The sequence below is a fragment of the Streptomyces sp. NPDC005898 genome, assembly GCF_040629635.1.
Taxonomy (GTDB): Bacteria; Actinomycetota; Actinomycetes; order Streptomycetales; family Streptomycetaceae; genus Streptomyces.
On the sequence record NZ_JBEXWC010000006.1, the window covers coordinates 204,412 to 223,074 of the forward strand.

At 73.0% G+C, this 18,663-nt stretch carries 17 protein-coding genes; 8 read left to right on the forward strand and 9 right to left on the reverse strand.

Features of this window, described 5'->3' with window-relative positions; translation table 11 throughout:
• The first annotated feature begins 40 nt into the window (after positions 1-40).
• From ABZ385_RS11300 to ABZ385_RS11310, 3 genes are all read left to right on the forward strand, one after another.
• Positions 41-1,543: an ATP-binding cassette domain-containing protein gene (locus ABZ385_RS11300; protein ID WP_358911154.1), complete on the forward strand. Its 1,503-nt coding sequence runs from the start codon at positions 41-43 to the stop codon at positions 1,541-1,543.
• Positions 1,544-1,681: 138 nt separating this feature from the next.
• Positions 1,682-1,756 (forward strand): tryptorubin family RiPP precursor, encoded by a 75-nt coding sequence (locus tag ABZ385_RS11305; RefSeq protein ID WP_358911156.1) that lies wholly within the window; start codon positions 1,682-1,684, stop codon positions 1,754-1,756.
• An 86-nt stretch (positions 1,757-1,842) separates the two neighbouring features.
• Positions 1,843-2,892, forward strand: coding sequence for a cytochrome P450 (locus tag ABZ385_RS11310; RefSeq protein ID WP_358911035.1), 1,050 nt, complete (start codon positions 1,843-1,845; stop codon positions 2,890-2,892).
• On the opposite strand, the gene ABZ385_RS11315 is transcribed toward ABZ385_RS11310, so the two are convergent.
• Positions 2,889-3,653 (reverse strand): class I SAM-dependent methyltransferase, encoded by a 765-nt coding sequence (locus ABZ385_RS11315; RefSeq protein ID WP_358911036.1) that lies wholly within the window; start codon positions 3,651-3,653, stop codon positions 2,889-2,891. The genes ABZ385_RS11310 and ABZ385_RS11315 overlap by 4 nt on opposite strands.
• Before the next feature lie 355 nt (positions 3,654-4,008).
• Here ABZ385_RS11315 and sph point away from each other — a divergent pair, with 355 nt between their 5' ends.
• Positions 4,009-4,995: a sphingomyelin phosphodiesterase gene (gene sph / locus ABZ385_RS11320; RefSeq protein WP_358698921.1), complete on the forward strand. Its 987-nt coding sequence runs from the start codon at positions 4,009-4,011 to the stop codon at positions 4,993-4,995.
• An 18-nt stretch (positions 4,996-5,013) separates the two neighbouring features.
• Here the strand turns inward: sph and ABZ385_RS11325 are convergent, their stop codons facing one another.
• Positions 5,014-6,375 carry an alkaline phosphatase PhoX gene (locus tag ABZ385_RS11325; protein ID WP_358911038.1) on the reverse strand — a complete coding sequence of 454 codons (1,362 nt, stop codon included), beginning with the start codon at positions 6,373-6,375 and terminating at the stop codon, positions 5,014-5,016.
• 61 nt (positions 6,376-6,436) lie between these two features.
• Positions 6,437-7,525 carry a cell division protein ZapE gene (zapE, locus tag ABZ385_RS11330; protein WP_358587217.1) on the reverse strand — a complete coding sequence of 363 codons (1,089 nt, stop codon included), beginning with the start codon at positions 7,523-7,525 and terminating at the stop codon, positions 6,437-6,439.
• A gap of 36 nt (positions 7,526-7,561) precedes the next feature.
• On the opposite strand from zapE, the gene ABZ385_RS11335 reads away from it, so the two are divergent.
• The 4 genes from ABZ385_RS11335 (at position 7,562) to msrB (ending at position 10,962) form a co-directional block, all read left to right on the forward strand.
• Positions 7,562-8,371, forward strand: coding sequence for a pyrimidine reductase family protein (locus ABZ385_RS11335; protein WP_358911040.1), 810 nt, complete (start codon positions 7,562-7,564; stop codon positions 8,369-8,371).
• Positions 8,372-8,503: 132 nt separating this feature from the next.
• On the forward strand, positions 8,504-8,977 hold the full coding sequence (locus ABZ385_RS11340) for an indole-3-glycerol phosphate synthase (RefSeq protein ID WP_358699697.1): 474 nt from the start codon (positions 8,504-8,506) through the stop codon (positions 8,975-8,977).
• Between the two features lie 152 nt (positions 8,978-9,129).
• The gene (gene murC, locus ABZ385_RS11345; protein ID WP_358699698.1) at positions 9,130-10,533 is read left to right on the forward strand and encodes a UDP-N-acetylmuramate--L-alanine ligase; all 1,404 of its coding nucleotides are present in this window, start codon (positions 9,130-9,132) and stop codon (positions 10,531-10,533) included.
• 21 nt (positions 10,534-10,554) lie between these two features.
• A complete protein-coding gene (gene msrB, locus ABZ385_RS11350) occupies positions 10,555-10,962 on the forward strand; it encodes a peptide-methionine (R)-S-oxide reductase MsrB (RefSeq protein WP_358587209.1) in 408 nt (135 codons plus the stop codon).
• 55 nt (positions 10,963-11,017) lie between these two features.
• Here the strand turns inward: msrB and ABZ385_RS11355 are convergent, their stop codons facing one another.
• From ABZ385_RS11355 to ABZ385_RS11380, 6 genes are all read right to left on the reverse strand, one after another.
• Positions 11,018-12,322, reverse strand: a complete 1,305-nt coding sequence (locus ABZ385_RS11355) for a M28 family metallopeptidase (protein WP_358587207.1) — start codon at positions 12,320-12,322, stop codon at positions 11,018-11,020.
• Positions 12,323-12,532: 210 nt separating this feature from the next.
• A complete protein-coding gene (gene rbsD, locus ABZ385_RS11360) occupies positions 12,533-12,922 on the reverse strand; it encodes a D-ribose pyranase (protein ID WP_358587205.1) in 390 nt (129 codons plus the stop codon).
• Positions 12,919-13,878 (reverse strand): ribokinase, encoded by a 960-nt coding sequence (locus ABZ385_RS11365; protein ID WP_358587203.1) that lies wholly within the window; start codon positions 13,876-13,878, stop codon positions 12,919-12,921. The genes rbsD and ABZ385_RS11365 overlap by 4 nt, the downstream gene beginning before the upstream one ends.
• Before the next feature lie 53 nt (positions 13,879-13,931).
• On the reverse strand, positions 13,932-15,878 hold the full coding sequence (locus ABZ385_RS11370; protein WP_358911041.1) for a substrate-binding domain-containing protein: 1,947 nt from the start codon (positions 15,876-15,878) through the stop codon (positions 13,932-13,934).
• Positions 15,868-17,451, reverse strand: a complete 1,584-nt coding sequence (locus ABZ385_RS11375) for a sugar ABC transporter ATP-binding protein (protein ID WP_358911043.1) — start codon at positions 17,449-17,451, stop codon at positions 15,868-15,870. Before ABZ385_RS11375 ends, ABZ385_RS11370 begins: the two co-directional genes overlap by 11 nt.
• Complete coding sequence (locus tag ABZ385_RS11380; protein ID WP_358587195.1) at positions 17,448-18,488, reverse strand: LacI family DNA-binding transcriptional regulator; 1,041 nt, start codon at positions 18,486-18,488, stop codon at positions 17,448-17,450. The genes ABZ385_RS11375 and ABZ385_RS11380 overlap by 4 nt, the downstream gene beginning before the upstream one ends.
• Positions 18,489-18,663: the final 175 nt, after the last annotated feature.

Consider the following 18,663-nt stretch of genomic DNA (forward strand, 5'->3'; position numbering starts at 1 on the left):
AAGAGACCGCGATGACCCGGGGGGTCGCCTCGTGAACCACATGCCCGACTGGTACCCCGGGGGCCACGTACCCGCCTCCGGCGTGGCCGTACGCGTCCAGGGGCTGACCGTCGCCGCCGACGACGGCCGTCTCCTCCTGGCGGGCGGCGGGATGGAGGTGCGGCCCGGCCGCGTCACGGCGCTCGTCGGCCCCTCGGGGTCCGGCAAGACCACCCTCCTGCGGGCCGTCGCCGGGGTCCTGCCGCCCGGCGCCCGGCGCACCACCGGCACCGTCGAGGTGCTCGGCCAGGACCCCCTGGCGCTCGGCCCGGCCGACCTGCGCGCCCTGCGCCGCCACCGCCTCGCCTACCTCGGCCAGGACCCGGGCTCCGGACTCAACCCCCGCATGAAGGTGCGCCGCCTCATCGCCGAGGTCGCCGTCGACCGGGGGCCCGAAGCGCTGCGCGCCCAACTGGAAGAGGTGCGCCTGCCCCTCGGCGAGGGCCTGGAGAACCGCCGCACGGGCGAGCTGTCCGGCGGCCAGCAGCGCCGCGTGGCCCTCGCCAGGGCGCTGGCCCGCCGCCCCGCCGTCCTCCTCCTGGACGAGCCCACCGCCGGCCTCGACCCACGCGTGCGGGACGAGATCGCCGAGCTGCTGCGGCACCTGGCGGCCCATCACCGCCTCGCCGTCGCCCTCTCCTGCCACGACGCGGACCTCGTCTCGCGGCTGGCGGACGACGTGGTCGACCTGTCCGCCGAAGGGGCCCCGCCGGTCCCGCTGCCCGCGCCCCGCCCCCGTACGCGCGAGACCCGGCCCGCGCCGGACGGCGCCCCCAAGCTCGCCGTCGCCGGACTGCGCGCCTCGTTCACCCGGCGGGGCCGTTGCGTGCCCGTGCTGCACGGCGTCGACCTGAGCGTCACCGCCGGCTCCAGCACGGGCATCGTCGGCGCGTCCGGGTCCGGCAAGACCACGCTGGTGCGTGCCGTGGTCGGGCTGCACCGGCCCACCGAGGGCACGGTCGCCCTCGACGGCGTACGCCTGCACCCCGCCGCCCACGGCCGCACCCGCGCCCAGCGCCGCGCGCTCCAGCTCGTGCCGCAGGACCCGCTCGGCACCCTCAACCCGAGCCGCACCGTGGGCGACACCCTCGGCCGCCCGCTGCGCCTGCACGAGCGGGCCACGCGCGCCGAGGCCCCCGGGCGCGTCCTGGAACTCCTGGAGAGCGTCGGCCTGCCCGCGCACTTCGCCGACCGCTACCCCCACGAGCTGTCGGGCGGCCAGCGGCAACGCGCGTCCATAGCAAGGGCGTTGGCGGCCGACCCCGAGGTCCTGGTCTGCGACGAGGTCACCTCGGCCCTGGACGACAGGACCGCGGGCGCGGTGATGGACCTCCTCGAAGAGCTGCGGGAGAGCCGCGGCCTGGCCCTGGTGCTCATCAGCCACGACCTGCGGCTGGTGGCGAGCCGCACGGACGCGCTGCTCGTCCTCGCGGAGGGCCGCGCCGTGGAGTCCGGCGCCACCGAGAAGATCCTGGGGGCGCCGGGGACACCGCTGCCCCGGTGACCCCCGGGCCCGCGGCGCGCTCACGTACCGCTCACGCGGCCCCCGCGCTGTTGATCGCCTGTTGATCGCCTCCCTGCACGCTCCGCTCGTCCAGTCCGTCACGCACCAACGGAAACGACCGGAGGCACGTCCATGAAGATGGTCCGTTCGCTCAAGAAGAGGATCACCGGCGAGAAGAGCCTGAAGGCGTACGCCTGGTACCACTGGTACTAGACCGGCGAATCGTCCCCGTGAGTGCCCCGTGCCCGGCGCGCCCGAGCGGCCGCCGGGCACGGGCCTCCCGCCCTTGGAGACCACCGATGCCCCTCTCCGGTACCGACCGGTCCACCCGGACCACCGTCTTCGCGCCGCGCCTGCAGGCCCTGCTGCGCGACCACCGCGGTGCGGACGTGTTCCGCCTGGACGCCGACACCATGGGCGTCGCCGGGCCCGAGCTGACCGACCGGATCCTCGCCGCCCGGCCGGCCACCGAGCACGAGCGCCCCACGTTCAAGCCCCTGCACGGCCGCTCCATCCACCGCACCGAGGCCTCCCACGTGATGCGGGCCATCGGCCGCGACGTCCGCGCGGCCCTGCGGGCGCCCGTGCCGGGCGGCGCCGACCTCACCGGCGAGTGGCCGCACGTCGGCCACGTGTACCTGCGCGACCTGATCCTCGGCGCCGACCCCTACCGGCTGCGCATCCTCATGGACCGCACCCTGGAGCTGACGCCCAAGCTGACGTGGACGGTCATCGCCGTCGGCGCCGCGCTGCCCGGCGGGCCGCGGCCGGGCGCGCCCGTGACCGAGATCGCGGGCCTGACCGCCGACGCCGGAAGCTACAGCGACCGGCGGTACGCCATGGGCATGTACCGGCGGGCGGCGGCGCCCGTCTGCTTCACCGTCTCCACGCTCGTCGCCAGTGCCTACTGGCTCGGCGCGCCCTTCGCGGACGACGTCCCGAACGAGCACATCCTGTACGAGGCCATGCGCCTGCTGCCCCCTTCCTGGAACGTCCTGCGCAACGCGTCCCCGGAGTACCCCGCCCTCGACGCCCGCATCGGCGCCGGCGACGACGTCCTGGTGCTGCCGCTGCTCAGCCACCGCGACCCGGCCCTGTGGGACGACCCCGACGCGTTCCGCCCCGAGCGCTGGGCCGGCCTCGACCCCGACGACCACCCCGGCTACCTGCCCTTCGGCCACGCCTCCGAGCGCTGCTGGGGCCGGCACATGGTGATGCCGCTCGCCGGGATGCTGCTGGACATGCTGCGCTCCGAGGGCCTGACGGTCGATCCGCGGCAGACCACCGCCAAGGTCCCGCTCGCGGGGCTGCTCGGCGTCGACAAGGTGCGACTGGTACGACCGGCCTAGCGAGCCGGGACGGCCGCCCGAGCCGGGGTGTCCCGGCGGAAGAGGGCCGTCCAGAGGAACGGCTCGCCGAAGTGCGCGGAGCTCTCGGGCTCGTCGCGCATGCGGCGCAGCTCGACCTCCGTCAGATGGCCGAAGATCCGCCGCAGGGAGCCGTCCTCGTAGGCCAGGCCGCCGTGCAGGGCGCCCTGCCGGTAGAAGTCCGCGTCGGGCAGTCGCGACCCCATGCCGTCGTCGCCGGCGGCGAAGCAGGTGAGGGAGAAGTGGCCGCCGGGGGCCAGGACGCGGTCCAGGAGGTCGAGGTAGCCGACGCGGCGGTGCGGCGGCAGATGGTGGAAGCAGCCCGAGTCGTGCACCAGGTCGTACGGTCCGGTCAACTCGGCCCGCGTCAGGGCGAACGCGTCGCCCTGGTGGAAGCAGACCTCGGCCCCCGCCTCGCGGGCGCGGTCCTTGGCCCAGGCGAGGGCGGCGGGGGAGAGGTCGACGGCGTCCACCTCGAAGCCCAGCGCGGCCAGATACAGGGCGTTGCGGCCCGGTCCGCAGCCGAGGTCGAGCGCGCGGCCCGGTGTGATCAGACCCCGTTCCACGTACGAGGCGAGGCTCTCGTCCGGCTTGGCCGCGAAGAACGGCACGGGCCTGGCGCGGTCGGCGTAGAAGTCGTCCCACCAGCCGCTCCCACCGCTCGTCCAGCGGTCGGCCGCCGGCGCGAACAGGCCGTCCAACAGGTTCATCACGTCGTCGATCGTGCGGATGTCGCGGTCCATCAAGTCCCCTTCCCGAGGGGGTGATGGTAGGCCGCGCGGCCGATGAAAGCCCAGGTCAGGCCCTGTTCGCCGGAGCCTTCGGAGGCCGTCGGCGGGCGCCCGAGGGGCCTTTGGCGACCCGCCGGGCACGATGCCCCGACCCCGCGCCGAAGAGGCGTCCGGACCGCCGTCAGGTGGCCGCACGGGGCCGTGCGCGGCGCCGCCGGGGCGACTTTCGCGAGGGAGTCGAACAGTGTGTTCACGCGAAGTATCCCCAGAAGTAATCCCAGCTGGTTGGATGTGCGGGCGCCGTGCCCACGGCCGCTTCCGGCCCGGCCGGAACAGCAGCAACAGCCCCCCGCCTACAGGAGATTCAGTGCCGCACTCCGCGCTGCGCAGGTCCCACGCGGCGGCGATCACCGCCGCGCTCGCCGCCGCCACGCTCGCCGCCGTCGCCCCCGGCGCGAGCGCCGCCGACGCGTCCGCCGCCACGCCCTCGCTCAAGGTGCTCACGTACAACACGTTCCTGTTCAGCAAGACGCTCTACCCGAACTGGGGCCAGGACCACCGGGCCAAGGCCATACCGGCGGCCGGCTTCTTCGGCGGGCAGGACGTCGTCGTGCTCCAGGAGGCGTTCGACAACTCCGCCTCCGACGCGCTGATGGCGAACGCCAAGGGCCGCTACCCGCACCAGACGCCGGTGATGGGCCGAGGCAGGAGCGGCTGGGACGCCACCGGCGGCGCGTACTCCTCGGTGGCGCCCGAGGACGGCGGCGTGACGGTCCTGAGCAAGTGGCCGATCCTGCGCAAGGAGCAGTACGTCTACAAGGACGCCTGCGGCTCCGACTCCTACTCCAACAAGGGCTTCGTCTACGCCGTGCTGGACGTGAACGGCACCCGGGCGCACGTGGTCGGCACCCACACCCAGTCCACCGACCCGGGCTGCGGCAGCGGCGAGGCCGCCGCCACCCGCGCCGAGCAGTTCAAGGAGATGGACGCCTTCCTCGACGCCAAGCACATCCCGGCCGGCGAACAGGTGCTCGTCGCGGGCGACTTCAACGTCGACTCGCACAGCCCCGAGTACGCCTCCATGCTCGCCGACGCGGGCCTCGCCCCCGCCGACGGCCGCACCGGCCACCCGTACTCCTTCGACACCCGGGACAACTCGATCGCCGCCGAGCGCTACCCGGACGACCCCCGCGAGGACCTCGACTTCGTCCTGCACCGCAAGGGCCACGCGCGCCCCGCCACCTGGCACAACAATGTGATCAAGGAGCAGAGCGCGCCCTGGACGGTCTCCAGCTGGGGCAAGCAGTACACGTACACGAACCTGTCGGACCACTACCCCGTGACGGCGTACTAGACCTGACGTGTTGTCATCTCACCCGTGCCACGGGCCCGTCACGGCGAACGTCGTGCCGGGCGTGTAGCAGTTGACGTACATCGTGTCGTGGTCGGGGGAGAACGTGACGCCCGCGAACTCCCCCCACTCGGGCTTGTCCGGGGCGCCGATCGTCTGGCGGTTGCGGGCCATCGCGTAGACCTCGCCGCGCCGGGTGACGCCGTAGACGTGCTGGGCGCCGTCGCCGTCCTCGCACACCATCAGGCCGCCGGTCGGCGCGAGGCAGATGTTGTCGGGGGAGTCGCCGGGCAGCTGGACGTCCGTGCCCGGGCCGAAGACGATCACCAGGGTGAGGCGGCGCCGGGCGGGGTCGTAGCGCCAGATCTGCCCGAAGTGGTCGCCCGCCGAGCCGTCCGTCCTGCGCGCGAAGGACGAGACGAAGTAGACGCAGGAGCCGCCCCAGTAGCAGCCCTCCAGCTTCTGGGCGTGCGTGATGCCCTTCGGGCCGAAGTCCTGGAGGCGGATGGGCGTCTGCGCGGCCAGCGGGTCGGGGACGTCCACCCACTCCACGCCGTCGAAGCTCGCGCCCGCCTCCTGGATCGAGGACAGGTCCGGCGCGCCCGGCACGCGCATCGCCTGGAGCCTGCCGCCCGCGCGCAGCGAGCCCCGGCCGCCCTTGGGCCTGTCCGGCAGGAAGCGGTAGAAGAGGCCGAAGGGCTTGAGGAAGGCGTCCTCGGTCTCGTAGACGATGCCGCGCCCGGGGTCCACGGCGATCGCCTCGTGCTGGAAGCGGCCCATCGCGGTGAGTGGCACCGCGCCGGTGCGGCGCGGGTCCACCGGGTCGACCTCGAAGATGAAGCCGTGGTCCTTGGTGTAGCCGTTCGTGCCGGCCCTGTCCTCGGTCTCCTCGCAGGTCAGCCAGGTGCCCCACGGGGTCGGGCCGCCCGCGCAGTTGACGGCGGTCCCGGCGATCCCCACCCGTTCGTCCAGGACGCCGTTCCTGGCGTCGAGGGAGAGCGTCGTACAGCCGCCCTTGGCCGCCGGGTCGTAGGTGAGCCCCTCGACCGTGGGCACGGTGGTCTTGGCGGTGACGCGGTTCTCGTGGTTGCGCACGAGGCGGACGCCCCCGCGCTCGCCCCGGAAGGCGGCCATGCCGTCGTGGTTGCCGGGCACCGTGCCCTCACCGGAGCGGAGCCGGTCGCCCTCGCGGGAGAGCACCCGGTAGCGGAAACCTTTCGGCAGATCGAGCAGACCCTTGGGGTCGGGGACGAGGGGGCCGTAACCGGCCTTCCCGTGCGCGGCGGCGGTGCCCGCGAAGAGTTCCGAGAGAGCGCCGGTGAAGGCGATGGTGGCGCCCACCGCCCCGGAACGGGCGAGAACCTGACGTCGAGTGGCAGACATGACGGGCAACCTCCTGCTGGCGGACAGGAATGTGACCGGATGTGTCTACCACGCGCTCCGACTAGTGCACGAGACCCTTGGCGTCGCGGGCGAGTGCCGTGAGCCGCGAGATCGCCCGGAAGTACTTCTTCCGGTAGCCGCCGTTCAGCATCTCCTCGCTGAAGAGCCGGTCGAAGGGCACACCGGAGGCGAGCACCGGCACCTCCCGGTCGTACAGCCGGTCGGCCAGCACCACGAGCCGCAGCGCGGTCGACTGGTCGGGCACCGGCGTGACGTCCGTCAGGCACACGGCGCTGACCTGGTCGGTCAGCGCGCCGTACCGGCTCGGGTGGACCTCGGCCAGGTGGGCGAGCAGGTGCGGGAAGTCGTCGAGCGAGGCGCCCTCGGTGGCGTACGCCGCCTTGGTGACCTGCTCCTGCGAGTACGGGGCGGGAGCCTGCGGCAGACCCCGGTGGCGGTAGTCCTCGCCGTCGATGCGCAGCGCCTTGAAGTGCGCGGACAGGCCCTGGATCTCGCGCATGAAGTCGGTGGCGGCGAACCGGCCCTCGCCGAGCTTGCCCGGCAGCGTGTTCGACGTCGCGGCCAGCGCCACGCCCTGCTCGACGAGCTTGGCGAGCAGCGAGGACACCAGCACCGTGTCCCCCGGGTCGTCCAGCTCGAACTCGTCGATGCAGAGCAGCCGGTGCTCGCTGAGGGTGCGCACCGTCTGCTGGAAGCCGAGCGCGCCGACCAGGTTCGTCAGCTCCACGAACGTGCCGAACGCCTTCTGCTCGGGCGCGGCGGGCGTGGCGTGCCACAGGGAGGCCAGGAGGTGGGTCTTGCCGACGCCGTAGCCCCCGTCGAGGTAGACGCCGCGGGGCCCGGTGGGGGCCGCGGCCTTCCGCTGGAACCACCGCTTCTTGCCGGCGCCGGAGGCGTGCGCGCCGCCGAGGCCGGCCGCGAAGCCGCTCAGGACGCGGACCGCCTCGCTCTGGCTGGGCTGGTTCGGGTCCGGGATGTAGGTGTCGAAGCGGACCGCGTCGAAGCGCGGCGGCGGCACCATCTCGGCGACCAGCCGGTCGGCGGGGACGTGGGGCCGGCGGGCGCACAGGGACAGCGGAGTCACTTCGGCCAGGGGATCGGGCCCGTGGGCGGCGGTGGAGGAGGGCACGGTTCCCCAGCTTAAGGGGCATGCGAGACTGCGGACATGCGACGCCTGTTCCCTGTGACCGACCAGACAGCCGACCGCCCGGCCGACCAGTCGGCGGATCCGGACACCACGGACCCGCGGGAGTGGAGCCTGGACGAGCTGGCCGACGCCTACGCCTACCCCGCCGGGGCCTCCACCGGGGCGGCCACCTGGCTGCGCGCCAACATGGTCTCCACGCTCGACGGCGCCGCCCAGCACGAGGGCCGCTCCCGGCCGATCTCCAACCCCACCGACATGCGGATCTTCGGCACCCTGCGCGCTCTCGCCGACGCCGTGATCGTCGGTGCGGAAACGGTTCGCCTGGAGGGGTACCGCCCGGCCCGCGCGCGGGAGGCCTTCGCCGCCCGCCGGGCCGCCGCCGGACAGACCGCCGCGCCCGCCGTCGCGGTCGTCAGCGCCGGCCTCGACCTGGATTTCTCGCTCCCGCTCTTCACGGAGCCGCTGACGCCGACCCTCGTGCTGACGGGGGCGGCCGCGCCCGCCGACAAGGTCGCCGCCGCCGAGCGGGCGGGCGCCGTCGTGCTGGTCGCGGGGGAGGGGGCGACGGTGGACCCCGCGCGCGTGGCGCCCGCCCTGGCCGAGCGGGGACTCACCCGGTTGCTCACCGAGGGCGGCCCGCGGCTGCTCGGGCAGTTCGTGGCGGCCGAGGTGCTGGACGAGCTGTGCCTGACCATCTCGCCGATGCTCACGGCGGGGGACGCGCAGCGGATCGCGGGCGGGCCCGTACTGGCCGAACCCGATCAATTCGTACTGGCGTCCGTACTGGAGGAGGACGGGTTCCTCTTCACCCGATACCGTCGTAGCTGACAATCAGCGGAATCAGCCGTTCCGTTTGGCTCGCGCCGGGCACACTGGATCTCGCAGATCCCGTGCGGCCACGGGGCAGGATGGTTTCCGCACGGGCCTCAGGACGGCCAACGGAGGAGAAGGGCGCCTGTCGTGTTCACAAGCGTATTGATGATCGAGAAGGCCCTGACGTCCGCCGACGTGGAGTTCGTCACCACCTTGCACGGGGACGAGCCGGTCACCTTCCATGTGCTGCTCCAGCCCCGCGGCGACCAGGCGGACCGCCTGCTGCGGGCCATCGACGACGTCGCCCTCGGCGAGCTCGACGAGGCGGCGCGCGAGGGCGAGACCCCCGAGGGCGCGGACGCGGCCGGCCCCGGCGAGCAGGCATTGAACGTCTCCCTGACGGCGCTGCGGGCCGCGGGCTGCGAGGCGCGGGGGCGGCTGATCGAGGATCACCCGCTGGACGCGCTGAAGGCCCTCGTGGACGAGGTGGCGGCCGACGAGGTGATCGTGCTGACCGACCCCCACTACGTGGAGGAGTTCTTCCACCGGGACTGGGCCTCGCGGGCGCGCCACAAGGTGGGCGTGCCGGTGCTGAAGCTGTTCTCGCACAGCGAGGCCTGAGCGCTCCGCCGGGCGGGCGGGTCGTCCGGTCCGCGGGTCATCGGTCCGCCCCCGGCGGCGCGCGATGCGGCCGCCCACGCAGGCAATAGGCTGGGGGCCGTTCACCGTCGTACGAACGCGACTCTCGTCGCACCACCAGGGGAGACACACGCATGGCACCCGGCCTGCCCCAGTCCATGGCCGACATGGACCGACCGCACTTCATCGGCATCGGCGGCGCCGGCATGTCGGGCATCGCCAAGATCCTCGCGCAGCGCGGCGCCAAGGTCGCGGGCAGTGACGCCCGGGAGTCCGCCACGGCCGAGGCGCTGCGCGCGCTGGGCGCCACGGTCCACATCGGGCACGCCGCCGCGCACCTCGCGGACGACGCGAGCTGCGTCGTCGTCTCCTCCGCGATCCGCGCCGACAACCCCGAGCTGGCCCGCGCCGCCGAGCTGGGCATCCCCGTCGTGCACCGCTCGGACGCCCTCGCCTCCCTGATGAACGGCCTGCGCCCGATCGCGGTGGCGGGCACGCACGGCAAGACCACGACGACGTCGATGCTCGCCGTCACGCTCGCCACCCTCGGCCTCGACCCGTCGTACGCGATCGGCGGCGACCTGGACGTGCCGGGGTCGAACGCGCTGCACGGCGAGGGCGACATCTTCGTCGCCGAGGCCGACGAGAGCGACCGCAGCTTCCACAAGTACGCGCCCGAGGTCGCCATCGTCCTCAACGTGGAGCTGGACCACCACGCCAATTACGCCTCGATGGACGAGATCTACGAGTCGTTCGAGATCTTCGCGGGCAAGGTCGTGCCCGGCGGCACCCTCGTCATCTCCGCGGACCAGCACGGCGCCGTCGAGCTGACGAAGCGCGTGCGGGACCTCGGCGGGCCGAAGATCGTCACGTACGGCGAGTCCGAGACCGCCGACCTGCGCATCCACAAGATCACCGCGCGCGGGCTCGCCAGCGAGGTCACGGTCGTCCTGAACGGCAAGTTCCTGACCTTCCAGGTGTCCGTGCCCGGCCGCCACTACGCGAACAACGCCGTCGCCGCCCTCGCCGCGGGCATCGCCCTCGGCATCCCGGCGCACAACCTCGCCTCCGCGCTCGGCTCCTACACCGGCGTCAAGCGCCGCCTCCAGCTCAAGGGCGAGGCCGCGGGCGTCCAGGTCATCGACTCCTACGCGCACCACCCCACCGAGATGACGGCCGACCTGGAGGCCATGCGCTCCGCCGCCGGCGACTCCCGCATCCTCGTGCTCTTCCAGCCGCATCTCTTCTCGCGCACCCAGGAGCTGGGCACCGAGATGGGCCAGGCCCTCGCCCTCGCCGACTCCTCCGTGGTCCTGGACATCTACCCGGCCCGCGAGGACCCGATCCCCGGCGTCACCAGCGCCCTGATCATCGATGCGGCCCGCGCGGCGGGCGCCGAGGTCACGGCCGCCCCGGACAAGGCGGCGGCGGTCGCGGCGGTCGCGGGAATGGCGAGGCCCGGCGATCTCGTTCTCACCATGGGCGCGGGCGATGTCACCGACCTCGGCCCGCACATCCTGGCCGAGCTGTCCAAGTAAGAAGCGAAGGGGACCTCACCCATGTCGTACGACGTCGAGAAGCCGGACGAGCAGTGGCGCGCGGAGCTGACCCCTTCGGAGTACGCGGTGCTGCGCCAGGCCGGCACGGAACCCGCCTTCGTCGGCGAGTACACGGACACCAGGACCAAGGGCGTCTACTCCTGCCGCGCGTGCGGCGCGGAGCTGTTCACCTCGGCGGAGAAGTTCGAGTCGCACTGCGGGTGGCCGAGCTTCTTCGACCCGAAGGACACCGACGCGGTCGAGCTGATCCAGGACACCTCGCACGGCATGGTGCGGACCGAGGTGCGGTGCGCGCGCTGCGGCTCGCACCTCGGGCACGTCTTCGAGGGCGAGGGCTATCCCACGCCCACCGACCAGCGGTACTGCATCAACAGCATCTCGCTGCGGCTCACGCCGGACGAGGGCTGATCGGCGGGGGTGGGGGCGGCCCCGCGGGCGAGGCGCGTCCCGCGGGGCACCGACCTCAGAAGGTCAGCTTCCAGCTGTTGATGTAACCCGTGTCCTGCGCCGCCACGTCCTGCACCCGCAGCTTCCAGGCGCCGTTGGCGCTCTCGCTGGACGCGTCGACCGTGTACGTCGCGATGACGTTGTCCGCCGAGTCGCTGCTGCTGGAGTTCTTCAGGCGGTACGCCGTGCCGTCGGGGGCCAGCAGGTCGACGACCACGTCGCCGCGCCAGGTGTGGCGGATGTCGACGTCGACCTTGAGGGTGGCCGGGGCGTTGCCGGTGCGGCCGGCCACGTTCACCGTCGAGGTCACCGCCGCGCCGTTGTCCGGGATGGCGACGTCCGCGGTGTTCTCGTAGCTGTCACCGGGCGGGACGGGGGTGTCCGTGCCGAGCTGCCAGACGGCGTGGGCGATGGCGTCGCTGTTGCGGTCCAGGGCCGTGTCGTTGATGTTCGCCGTCGTGTCGCAGGACGAGTGGTAGCAGCGGTCGAAGGCCTGGCCGGCCGTGCCGCCCCATTTCTGGGCCTGGGCGCTGGACTTGGCGCGCTCGGCCCCGCTGAACAGGCCGCCGACCGGGATGCCGACGTTCTTGAACGGGGCGTGGTCGGAGCGGCCGTCGCCCTCGGTCTCGATCTCGGTGGAGATGTTCAGACCCGCGTAGTAGTCCTTGAAGGTCTTCTCGATGGTCGGGTCGTCGTCGTAGACGAAGTAGCCGGGGTTCGGCGAGGCGATCATGTCGAAGTTCAGATAGCCGCTGACCTTGGAACGCTCCGCCGTCGGGAGGTTGTTCACGTAGTAGCGGGAGCCGACCATGCCCAGCTCCTCGGCGCCCCACCAGGCGAACCGCAGGTGTTTCGTCGGCTTCAGCTGCGCGCGGGAGACGGCGAGCGCCGTCTCCAGTATGCCGGCCGAGCCCGAGCCGTTGTCGTTGACGCCGGGGCCCGCGGAGACGCTGTCGAGGTGCGCGCCCGCCATCAGGACCTTGTCGGGGTCGCCGCCCGGCCAGTCCGCGACGAGGTTGTACCCGGTGGCGCCGCTGGACGTGAACTGCTGGACGGTGGTGGTGAATCCGGCCGCGTCCAGCTTGCCCTTCACGTAGTCGATGGAGGCCTTGTAGCCGGGGCGGCCGTGGGCGCGGTTGCCGCCGTTGGCCGTGGCTATGGACTGGAACTGGGCGAGGTGCGCCTTGACGTTGGCGAGCGGTATGTCGGGCGCCGCGAGCGTCGGGGCGGGGGCCGCGAGGGCCGTGGGCGCGGCGGTGGCGAGCAGGCCGCCGACGGCCAGGGTGGCGGCGCAGGCGGCCGCCCGTCTGAGGAATGTCATGGGTGGGGCTCCGGATTCCGAACAGAAGTGGGGACGGAACGTACGAGGCGCCCTGCGACGCGGGTGCCGCGGGGCGCCTTTGGAGCTGTGCGTTGCCTGATGTTCCGGGTGGGTCGACTTTCCGTCAAGGGGGGAAACCGGTCAGAAATCGGGAAGCGACGTTCAGATAACGGACAAGTGGCCGCCGAGGGGGGCAAGGAGGTCAGGGCCTCAGAAGAAGACCCCGCAGCGCAGCAGCACATTCGCGTACGGCCGGGCCTCCCCGGTGCGGACCACCAAGTGGGCCTCGGCCGACAGCCGTTTCAGCTCCTCGTGCGGCACCAGACCGAGCGCCGGGACGCGCTCCCGCAGCAGCCGCGCCGTCTCCGGATTCGCCTCCTGGACCTCCCGCGCGGCCGTCCCGCCCGCCACCACCAGCTCGGCGAGCAGGCCGTCGAGGACCTGCGCGAAGGCGGGCACCCCGGCGCGGAAGGCCAGGTCCACCACGCGCGGCCCGCGCGGGATCGGCATGCCCGCGTCGCAGACCAGGACCGTGTGGCCGTGGCCCAGCTCGGCCAGGGCGCCGCAGAGGGCGCGGTTGAGGATGCCGGACTTCTTCACCGCGACGAGCCCTCCGAGGTGTCCGGCGCCCGTTCCGCCAGCTCCGCGGCCGTCGGGTAGGAGTCCTGCGCGCCCTTGCGGGTGACCGCCGCGGAGCCCACCCGCACCGCGTAACCGGCCGCCGTCGCCAGGTCCTCGCCGAGGCCGAGACGCCAGCCGAGCGCGGCGGTGAAGGCGTCACCGGCCCCCGTGGTGTCCACCGCGTCGACCTTCGGGCTCGGCACGCGTACGACGTCCGAGCCGTCCGCGGTGAGCGCGCCCGCCGAACCCAGCGTGATCACGACCGACCGGGGTCCGAGCGCGAGCAGCCCGCGCGCCCAGTCCTCCGGGGTCTGTCCGGCGTCCTCGCCGAGGATCACCCGCGCCTCGTGCTCGTTGACCACCAACGGGTCGCAGGCGGCGAGGACTTCGGCGGGCAGCGGGGCCGGCGGCGAGGGGTTCAGGACGAACCGGGCGCCGGGCCGCAGCGTGCGGACGACCTCGGCGACCGTCTCCAGGGGGATCTCCAGCTGGGTGGAGACCACCCGGGCCGCCGCGAGCAGGCCGCCCGCCGCGCGGATGTCCTCGGGCGTCAGACGCGCGTTGGCGCCGGGCGAGACCACGATGCTGTTGTCGCCCGAGGGGTCGACCGTGATCAGCGCGACACCGGTGGGCGCGCCGCCCACCAGCACCCCGGCGGTGTCCACCCCGGCCGCGCGCTGCGCGTCCAGCAGGAGCCTGCCGTGGGCGTCGTCACCGACCCGGGCGAGCAGGGCCGTACGGGCGCCGAGCCGGGCGGCGGCCACCGCCTGGTTGCCGCCCTTGCCGCCCGGGTGGACGGCGAGGTCCGAGCCGAGGACCGTCTCGCCGGGCGCCGGACGGCGCTCCACACCGACCACCAGGTCGGCGTTGGCGGAGCCCACGACCAGCAGTTCGTGGTCCGCGCCGCCCGTGCGGCCGGCGTTGTCGTCGTTCATGTGCTGCTTCCTGCTTTCGTACGGTGATGCTGCGCGGCGCTGTTGCGGAGCGCTCAGGAGAAATCCTGCACGTTCTTCGACGTGACGACCTTCACCGGCACCTTCACCGTCTCCCGGACCTTCTTGCCGCGCGCCGCCCGGACGGCGTTCTCCACGGCGATCCTGCCCAGCTCCCTGGGCTGCTGCGCGACCGACGCGTACAGCGTGCCCGCCTCGACCGCCTTCAGGCCGTCGGGGGTGCCGTCGAAGCCGACCACCGGTACCGTCCGGCCCGCCTTGTCGCCGAGCGCCTTGACCGCGCCGAGCGCCATCTCGTCGTTCTCGGCGAAGACGCCGGTCACGCCCTTGTGGGACTGGAGGAGGTTCGTCATGACGTCCAGGCCCTTGGTGCGGTCGAAGTCCGCGGGCTGCCTGGCGACGACGTCGATGCCGGGGTAGGCCTTGATGCCCTCGGCGAAGCCCTGGCCGCGCTCGCGGCTCGCGGAGGTGCCCGGCGTGCCCTGGAGGACGACGACCTTGCCCTTGCCGCCGAGCTTCGCGGCGAGGGTCTTCGCGGCGAGCCTGCCGCCCGCCACGTTGTCGGAGGCCACGAGCGTGGCCGTCGTCGCCTTGTTGACGCCGCGGTCGGCGGCGACCACCGGGATGTCCTGCTTGTTGGCGGCGCGCACGGCGGGGCCCGCCGCGTCGGAGTCCACCGGGTTGACGATGACGGCCTGCACGCCCTCGCCGGTGAAGTTCTGCAGCTGGTTGCTCTGCTGGGAGGCGTCGTTCTGCGCGTCGGTGACGGTCAGGTCGACGCCCGCCTTCTCGGCCTCGGCCTGCGCGCCCTCCTTCATCTGCACGAAGAAGGGGTTGTTGAGGGTGGACAGCGACATGCCGAGCTTCGTCGACGTGCCCGAGGAGCCGGAGTCGAAGAAGGACACCGCGCCGACCACGGCCGCCACGACCACGGCGGCCACCGCGTACTTGGCCGCCTGCGGCCCCTTGCCCCGTATCCCTCCGCTCGCGCCCGATGAGGCACCCGGAGTCGCCCCGGCCCGCCTGCGCAGCGTGTCGAGCAGGACCGCCAGCGCGATGACGACGCCGATCACGACCTGCTGCCAGAAGGCCGACACCGACAGGAGGTTGAGGCCGTTGCGCAGCACCGCGAGGATCAGCGCGCCGATGAGCGTGCCGGACGCCTTGCCGACACCGCCCGCGAGGCTCGCACCGCCGATGACGACCGCCGCGATGGCGTCGAGTTCGTAGCCCTGCGCGGCCTGCGGCTGCGCGGAGACGAGGCGGGAGGCGAGCACGATGCCGGCGACGGCCGCGAAGAGACCGGAGAGGGCGTAGATGACGAGCTTCTGGCGCTTGACGCGCAGCCCGGACAGGCGCGCCGCCTCCTCGTTGCCGCCGATCGCGTACATGGAGCGGCCGATGAACGTGCGTCCGAGGACCAGGGCCGTCAGCAGGCCCATCACGACCATCACGACGACGGGGACCGGCAGCCGGCCGCCCACCGTGTCACCCAGGTGCGAGACCGACTCGGGGAACGGGATCGGGCTGCCCTGCGAGATCACCAGGGACAGGCCGCGGGCCACCGACAGCATCGCGAGCGTCGCGATGAACGGCGGCAGCTTCCCGTACGAGACGAGCGCGCCGTTGACGAAGCCGCACGCGACGCCCGTGGCGACGGCGAGGACGACCGCGAGCCAGACCGGCAGCCCCTGCGACGAGGCCGTCCAGGCGAGGACGGTGGCCGACAGCGCGGCGACCGAGCCGACCGACAGGTCGATACCCGCCGAGACGATCACGAACGTGACGCCGAACGCGAGGATGGCCGTCACGGCGGCCTGGACACCGACATTGAGCAGGTTCTGGGTGGTGAGGAAGTCGCCGGAGAGCAGCGACATCGCCACGACCAGCACGATCAGGGCGCTCAGCGCGCCGTTGTCGAGCAGGACGCGGCGGAGCGCCGGTGCGCCACCCGCGTCGCGCTTCAGGGTTTCAGTGGCCACGGGAGCCCTCCGCTTCTTCTTCGTTCCGTACGTCCACGGATTCGTTCCGTACGTCCACGGGTTCCTTCTGTACGTCCATGGGGGACGCGGCGGTGACGGCGAGGGCCATCACCGCGTCCTGGGTCGCCTCGGCGGCGCTCAGCTCGCCGGCGATCCGGCCCTGCGCCATGACCAGGACCCGGTCGCTCATGCCGAGCACCTCGGGCAGGTCACTGGAGATCATCAGGACCGCGTGCCCGGAGGCCGTCAGCTCGTTGATCAGCTGGTAGATCTCCACCTTCGCGCCGACGTCGATGCCGCGCGTCGGCTCGTCGAGGATCAGCACCTTGACGTCCGCCAGCAGCCACTTGCCGATGACGACCTTCTGCTGGTTGCCGCCGGACAGCGTCCGCACGTGCTGGCCGAGCCCGGCCATGCGCACCTTCAGCTGCTCGGCGATCCGGGCGGCGTCCCGCGCCTGGCCCTTGAGGTCCACCAGCCCGGCCCGGGTCGCCGACCGCAGCGTGACCAGGCCGAGGTTCTCCCGCACGGAGGCGTCCAGGACCAGGCCCTGACCCTTGCGGTCCTCCGGTACGAGCCCGATGCCCGCGCCCATCGCGGCGTTCACGTCATGGCGGGGCAGCCGCTCGCCCCCCACCTCGACGCGCCCCGCGTCGTACGGGTCGGCGCCGAAGACCGCGCGCGCCACCTCGGTGCGCCCCGCGCCCACGAGCCCCGCGAGTCCGACGACCTCACCGGCCCGCACCTCGAAGCCGACGTCGTGGAAGACGCCGTCCCGGGTGAGCCCGGCCACCGACAGCAACGGCGGTCCGACGTCGGGCCGTTGCCGCGGGTACTGCTGCTCGATGCTGCGCCCGACCATGAGCCGGACGAGTTCCTCCTGCGGGGTGGAGGCGGGCACCTGCTCGACGCTGCGGCCGTCCCGCAGGACGGTGACGCGGTCGCCGAGCGCGGCGATCTCCTCCAGGTGGTGGGTGATGAAGACGATGCCGACGCCGTCCGCGCGCAGGGCGCGCACGATGGAGAAGAGCTTGTCGACCTCCTCGGAGGTGAGCACGGCGGTCGGCTCGTCCATGATGAGCACGCGCGCGTCCAGGCTCAGCGCCTTGGCGATCTCGACCATCTGGAGCCGGGCGATGCCCAGTTCGCGCACCTTGGCGCGGGGCGAGACCCGCACGCCGACCCGCCGCAGCAGCTCCTCGGCGTCGGCCTCCATCCTCTTGCGGTCGATCATGCCGAAGCGGCGCGGCTGGCGGCCCAGGAAGATGTTCTCGGCGACGGTGAGATCCGGGACCAGGTTGAACTCCTGGTGGATGGTGGCGATGCCGAGCCGTTCGGCGTCCTGCGCGCCGTGGATGCGTACCTCCTCGCCGTCCACGACGATGCGGCCGCTGTCGGGGCGGTAGGCGCCGGAGAGCATCTTGATGAGGGTGCTCTTGCCCGCGCCGTTCTCGCCGAGCAGGACGTGCACCTCCGCGCGCCGCAGATCGAAGTCGACGCGGTCGAGCGCGACGACGCCGGGGAACGTCTTGCGGATGCCTTCGATGCGCAGCAACTCGTCCTGGTCGCTCACGGGTTGCTCCTTCGTACGGAGGTGTCCTCGGCGGCGCCCGCACCGCAGGAGCGGCGCACGACGAGGCGGGCGGGCAGGGTCACGGACCTCGGGGTCCTGCCCTCGATCCGGTCGATCAGCGCGTGCACGGCGGCCCGGCCCAGCTCGGCGGTCGGCTGGGCGATGGCGGTGACCGGCGGGTCGGTGTGCACGAACCAGGGGATGTCGTCGAAGGCCGCGAGCCCGATGTCGTGCGGGACGCGCAGGCCGTGCGCGCGGATCGCGTCGAGGGCGCCGAGCGCCATCAGGTTGTCGGCGGCGAAGACGACCTCGGGTGGCTCGGGCAGCGCCAGGAAGCGCTCGGTGGCCCGGCGCCCGCTGTCGGCCTGGAAGTCGCCCTGGCCGATGTAGGTCTCGGGCAGGGCGATGCCGTGCTCGCGCAGCGCCTCGCGGAAGGCCTCCACGCGCTCGCTGCCGGTGGTGGTGGCGGCCGGGCCCGCGATGATGGCGAGCCTGCGGTGACCGAGGCCGTGCAGATGGGCGACCAGGTCCCGGACGGCCTGCCGCCCGTCGGAGCGGACGACGGGGACGTCCACGCCGGGGATCCAGCGGTCCACGAACACCATCGGGGTGCCGGCGCGCACCGCGTCCAGCATCAGCGGGGAGCCACCGTCGGTGGGGGAGACCAGGAGCCCGTCGATCCGCCGGTCCACCAGGGTCCGCACGTGGTGGTCCTGGAGCTCGGGCCGCTCGTCGGCGTTGCCGATGATCACGCTGTAGCCGAGCGCGCGGGCCGCCTCCTCCACGGAGCGGGCCAGCTCGGTGAAGTACGGGTTGAGCACGTCGCTGATGACCAGGCCGAGGGTGCGGGTCTGGTCGGTGCGCAGCGACCGGGCGACGGCGTTGGGCCGGTAGCCGAGCGCCTCCACGGCGGCGACCACGCGGGCGCGGGACCCGGGGCTGACCGAGGGGTGGCTGTTGAGCACCCGCGACACGGTGGCGACGGACACCCCGGCCTCGGCCGCGACGTCCTTGATGCTCACCGAGCTGGAAGCCATCGTCGGTCCACCTCCTTGTGGAATCGATTACATGGAGGATTGGAATCGATTACACGGGGGTGTGGCAAGAGGCGCAGGGCAGTGAGACCTGATCGTGACCAAGGGCGCGAGGCGGGCTCGGGGGCCGTCCCGGTGCCCGGCGCGCGTCAGGAGAACCGCGTGCTCGGCCCGTCGC